At 73.0% G+C, this 5,028-nt stretch carries 4 protein-coding genes and 1 pseudogene; 3 read left to right on the top strand and 2 right to left on the bottom strand.

The window, feature by feature from the left end:
- The first annotated feature begins 206 nt into the window (after positions 1-206).
- Together MXD58_RS19715 and MXD58_RS19710 are read left to right on the top strand one after the other, a co-directional pair.
- On the top strand, positions 207-863 hold the full coding sequence (locus MXD58_RS19715; protein WP_248840190.1) for a peroxiredoxin: 657 nt from the start codon (positions 207-209) through the stop codon (positions 861-863).
- 209 nt (positions 864-1,072) lie between these two features.
- Positions 1,073-2,248 (top strand): NAD(P)/FAD-dependent oxidoreductase, encoded by a 1,176-nt coding sequence (locus MXD58_RS19710; protein WP_248840191.1) that lies wholly within the window; start codon positions 1,073-1,075, stop codon positions 2,246-2,248.
- A gap of 25 nt (positions 2,249-2,273) precedes the next feature.
- Here MXD58_RS19710 and MXD58_RS19705 read toward each other — a convergent pair whose 3' ends face one another.
- Together MXD58_RS19705 and MXD58_RS19700 are read right to left on the bottom strand one after the other, a co-directional pair.
- Positions 2,274-3,593 (bottom strand): sensor histidine kinase, encoded by a 1,320-nt coding sequence (locus MXD58_RS19705; RefSeq protein ID WP_250609703.1) that lies wholly within the window; start codon positions 3,591-3,593, stop codon positions 2,274-2,276.
- Positions 3,594-3,652: 59 nt separating this feature from the next.
- The gene (locus MXD58_RS19700) at positions 3,653-4,306 is read right to left on the bottom strand and encodes a response regulator transcription factor (protein ID WP_248840193.1); all 654 of its coding nucleotides are present in this window, start codon (positions 4,304-4,306) and stop codon (positions 3,653-3,655) included.
- An 87-nt stretch (positions 4,307-4,393) separates the two neighbouring features.
- On the opposite strand from MXD58_RS19700, the pseudogene MXD58_RS19695 reads away from it, so the two are divergent.
- Positions 4,394-5,028: pseudogene (locus MXD58_RS19695) on the top strand (hypothetical protein); the annotation flags it as partial.

Here is a 5,028-nt window from a genome sequence, read left to right as displayed (position 1 = left end):
GTTCTGGACGGCGCGGGCGCGCCGGCACGCCGAGGCCGCGGTGCCGCTGACCTCGCCCGGCCGCCCGCGGTGCCCGGACCAGGGCGGACGCCGGTTTGGCGCAGGGAACGCTCAGGGAACGCCCCATCCGTAGTGTTCTGCCTGCGCGACACCCACCGCGGCGCTCTCGAGCGCCGCGGCCGCACCGAAAGGAAGACGAGACGACGATGACTCTGACAATCGGCGACACCGCACCGGACTTCGTGGCCGCGACCACCGAGGGCGCGATCCGCTTCCACGACTGGATCGGCGACTCGTGGGCGGTGCTCTTCTCGCACCCGAAGAACTTCACCCCGATCTGCACCACCGAGCTCGGCTACGTGGCCAGCATCAAGCCCGAGTTCGACAAGCGCGGCGTGAAGATCATCGGCCTGTCCGTCGACCCGGTCGACAAGCACGCCGACTGGGCGAAGGACATCGAGGAGACGCAGGGCACGGCCCCGAACTACCCGCTCATCGGCGACGCCGACTTCACGATCTCCAAGGCGTACGGCATGCTCGGCGCCGACGTCAGCGGTGACCCGGCCGACCGCACGGCCGCGGACAACCAGACCGTCCGCAACGTGTTCGTCATCGGCCCGGACAAGAAGATCAAGCTGATCCTGGTCTACCCGATGACCACCGGGCGCAACTTCGACGAGGTCCTGCGGGTCATCGACTCGCTGCAGCTCACCGCCAAGCACAAGGTCGCCACCCCGGTGAACTGGAAGCAGGGCGAGAACGTCGTGATCGCCGGCTCGGTCAACAACGACCAGGCCAAGGAGATCTTCGGTTCCTGGGAGGAGCCGAAGCCCTACCTGCGCATCGTGCCCCAGCCTTCCTGAGCACGCAGCCTTCCTGAGCACGCAGCCTTCCTGAGCACGCGCTCCCGGTGACCTCGCGGCCGTCTTGACGGCGGTCGCGGGGGCCACCGCGGCCGGCCTCGGCCGACGCAGGAACATCATGGCCGGCGCTGGCTGTTTCGGCATGCCCTCGATCGTGCCCGGCGCACACCATCCGCCCCCAGGGGCGACTCCGAAAGGGCGCGACGATCATGCGGGTACTGGTTCTCGGGGCGGGGTTCGGTGGCCTGGAGCTGTCCACCCGGCTCTCGGTGGCGCTCGGTGCCGACGCCGACGTCGTACTGATCGACAAGGCCGAGGGCTTCGTCTTCGGCTTCTCCAAGCTCGACGTGATGTTCGGGCACGCCACCGCGCCGTCGGTGCGCCACCTCTACCGTGACCTCGCCGCGCCGGGGGTGCGCTTCGTGCCGGCCACCATCCGCGCGATCGACCCCGCCGCCCGCCGTGTCGAGACCGACGCCGGGCCGTTCGAGGGCGACATCCTCGTCGTCGCCCTCGGCGCCGACCTGCACCCGTCCATGACCCCGGGCCTGGTCGAGGCCGGCCACGAGTTCTACACGGTCGCCGGGGCGTTCGCCGCCGCCGAGGTCCTCGACCGGTTCCCCGGCGGACGAGTGATCATCGGGGTCACCTCGACGCCGTTCAAGTGTCCGCCGGCGCCGAGCGAGACGGCTCTGCTCCTGCACGACTTCCTGGTGGCCCGCGGGCTGCGCGAGACCAGCGAGATCGCCCTGGTCATGCCGCTGGGCGTGCCGATCCCGCCGTCGCCGGCCGCGTCGCAGGCGCTGCTGGCGGCGTTCGCCGAGCGGGGGATCGGCTGGCATCCCGGGCGGCTCGTGCGCGAGCTGGACCCGGCGCGCCGGGTCGCCGTGTTCGCCGACGGCGGCGAACTGTCCTTCGATCTGTTCCTCGGCGTCCCCGTGCACCGCGCGCCGCAGGTCGTCGCCGAGTCCGGGATGTGCGTCGACGGCTGGATCCCGGTCGACCCGCTGACGCTGGAGACCGCCTACCCGCACGTGTACGCCGTCGGCGACGTGACGAGCGTCGGCACGCCCAAGGCCGGCGTGTTCGCCGAAGGCCAGGCGGCCATCGTCGCCGAGCGGATCATCGCCCGGCACCGCGGCGGCGGCGCGTCGTCGACGTACGGCGGCCAGGGCATCTGCTACATCGAGTTCGGCGACCACCGCATCGGCCGGGTGGAGGTGACCTTCCGGCGCGGCGAGACGCCGGCCGGCCGCTTCGACGATCCCTCCCTGCTCCACACGGCGGACAAGGCGGCGTTTGGCGCCGACCGGATCCGCCGCTGGTTCGGCCGTGAATGGACCGACGGCAACGTCGCCGCCCGCCACGTTCCGGCGGCGGACTGACCCACCAGCCGGCCGGTGGCGGGTGTCACCCGCTGGGCGGGGAGGCGGCGGCCGGGTCCGGTGCCGGCCCGGTGATCGCGCGGTGCTCCGCCGGGGGGCTGCCGTCGTGCGTGAGTGCCCCGGGACGGTCGGGAGACGCGGCCGCGGACCGCGGGAAGCCGACGGTGATCAGGAGGCCGCCGGCCGGGTTCGGCCTGGCGCTCAGCGCGATGTGGTGCAGCGCCGCGATGGACGCGACGATGGACAGCCCGAGGCCGAGGCCGCCGCGATCACCCGAACCCGTGCGCGGTGCACGAAGTCGGCGGAACGGCTCGAAGATCTCCGTGATGCGGTCCTCGGGGACGTGCGGGCCGGAGTTGCGCACGGTGAGCGTCGCGGTCGAGTCCAGCTGGACGTGCACACAGCCGCCAGGATGGTTGTGCCGCACGGCGTTGTCGAGCAGGTTCCCGACCAGGCGCGCCAGCAGGACCCCGTCGCCACTGGTGATCACCGGCTCCGTCTGGACCGTCACCTCGACGTCGCCGCTGGCCGCCTCCCGCGCGGCCTGGCGCACGAGCGCGTCGAGCGCGACGGGTTCGACGGCCCCCAGACCCCGTTCGGTCTGGGCGAGCAGCAGCAGCCCGTCGATGAGCCGCTCGGTGCGCTGATTCGCCGCCAGCAGCTGCGCGCGTACCCGTGGCAGGCGCCCGGGCGCCGGATCGGTCAGGCCGATCTGGATGGCCGCCCGCTGCACCGCGAGCGGGGTGCGCAGCTCGTGGGCCGCGTTCGCGAGGAAACGGCGCTGGGCCTCGACGGCGCGTTCCAGGCGGGCGAGCATCTCGTCGAACGTGTCGGCGAGCTCGCGCAGCTCGTCGTGGGGCCCGCCGAGGTTGATCCGTTCGTGCAGGTTTGACAGCGACAGCCGGTGGGCGGTGGCGGTGATCTGGTGCAGGGGCCGCAGCAGCCGGCCGGCGAGGAACCAGCCTGCCGCCACCGAGACGACGGCGAGGACGCCGATAGTGATGAGCGCGGCGTTCCACTGGTAGTGCAGGACCACGTCCGGCAGCCGGCCGACGATCTGCAGCCGCCCGACATAGGCGTTCACGGCGGACGGGTCGGGCGTCGTACCCGCGAACCGCGGCCCGTCGCCGGCGGTCAGGCCCGCGGGTGGCAGGGCGTTGGCCGCTACGTCCGGCGCCGCCACCGCGCCCGCGGTGATGGCGGTGACCTTGCTGGTCAGCACCGTGCGCAGCAGCAGGTTCGTCACCACGAGCAGGATCGTCGAAGTCAGCAGGAACAGCCCGCTGTAGAGCATCGTGAGCCGGACCCGCACGGTGCCGCGCGCGCCGAACCAGTCCCGGGCCACCCGGTCCCCTCCGGTCTCCCGCGCTCCAGCCGCCCGTGCCGCGGCCGCGCCGTCGACGCTCACAGCCGGTAGCCCGCGCCGGGAACGGTGTGGATGCACGGCGGATCACCGAGCTTCGCGCGCAGCCGGCTGACGACGACCCGGACCACCGTCGTGAACGGGTCGGCATGCTCGTCCCAGGCGGACTCCAGCAGCGCCTCGGTGCTCACCACCGCCCCGTCGGCGCGCAGCAGCACCTCCAGCACCGCGTACTCCTTGCGAGAGAGCCGAAGGTAGCGCCCGTCGCGGGAGGCCTGCAGATGGCGCGGGTCGAGCTGGATGCCGGCGCGGGTCAGCACCGGAGCCACCGGCGCCTGGCTGCGCCGCCCGAGGGCCTGCACCCGGGCGACGAGCTCGGCGTAGTCGAACGGCTTGGGGAGGTAGTCGTCCGCGCCGAGGCCGAGCCCGGCGACCCGTTCGGGCACCGTCGCCGCCGCCGTCAGCATCAGGATGCGGGTGCGTGCCCCGGAGGCCGCCAGGTCGCGGCAGATCTCGTCGCCAGGCACCTCGGGCAGGTCACGGTCGAGCACCAGCACGTCGTAGTCGTGCACGGCGAGCCGCTCGGTCGCCGCCGCGCCGTCGTAGGCCACGTCGACCGCCATGGCATATCGGCGCAGGCCCTCGGCCACCAGATCGGCCAGGTCCCGCTCGTCCTCGGCCACCAGTACGCGCATGGGCACCTTCTATCGAACACAGTGTGACAACGCTGTTAACGGTCTCGTTCAACCGGCGGCAACATCATCCCTGACACCGTGCCGGACATGAGATCCCCGCTGCGAACGACCCGGACATCGGTACTGACCGCCGCCGCCCTCGCGGTGGCGGTGCCCGTCGGTGTCGGGCTGAGCGCCGGCCTGGCCCAGGCGGCGACACCCGACGCCCCCACCCCCACCACGTGCGGCCCGATCGGTGCCGCGCCTGTTCCCGGGCAGCCGGGCACCGCGCTCGGCCCGCTCAGCGCCCCGGCCGTCTCGACTCCCACCCTCGCCCCCGTCACGGAGGCGACCCTGCGTCAGACCTACTACTGCCTCTCCGACCACTACTACGGCGCGAACCCGCGCACCGACCGGGTGCTGCTGGTCGGGGCCTACGCGGGCGTGCTGAGCGAGCTGGACCACCTCGGTCAGCAGCGGGTGGCGGCCCCGGCCGCCTTCGCCGGCGACCGCGACGTCGACTGGAACGCCTTCCGGGCCGTGCTCCAGCGTGCCGGGCAGGGCCCGGGCGATACCACCGCGGTCCGGCAGCGGCTCGGGATCGCTGCGCTGAACGGCATGTCGGCCAGCGTCCGCGACGAGCAGGCTCCAAGCACCTACACCGAGGTCCTGGCCGGCCACGCACCCAAGGGGCTCACGGTCAGCGCGCCCGGCGGCCCCGGCGTGCCCGCCCCGCCCGCCCC

The organism is Frankia sp. AgKG'84/4, from assembly GCF_023242965.2.
Classification (GTDB): domain Bacteria; phylum Actinomycetota; class Actinomycetes; order Frankiales; family Frankiaceae; genus Frankia.
The sequence above is the reverse complement of the archived record's forward strand: the minus strand, read 5'-3'. Positions and strand labels throughout refer to the sequence as shown.

Bases quoted from the DNA above. Each gene is read 5' to 3' on its own strand.
- MXD58_RS19715 (WP_248840190.1), top strand. From the start codon at position 207: ATGACTCTGACAATCGGCGACACCGCACCGGACTTCGTGGCCGCGACC.
- MXD58_RS19710 (WP_248840191.1), top strand. From the start codon at position 1,073: ATGCGGGTACTGGTTCTCGGGGCGGGGTTCGGTGGCCTGGAGCTGTCC.
- MXD58_RS19700 (WP_248840193.1), bottom strand. From the start codon at position 4,306: ATGCGCGTACTGGTGGCCGAGGACGAGCGGGACCTGGCCGATCTGGTG.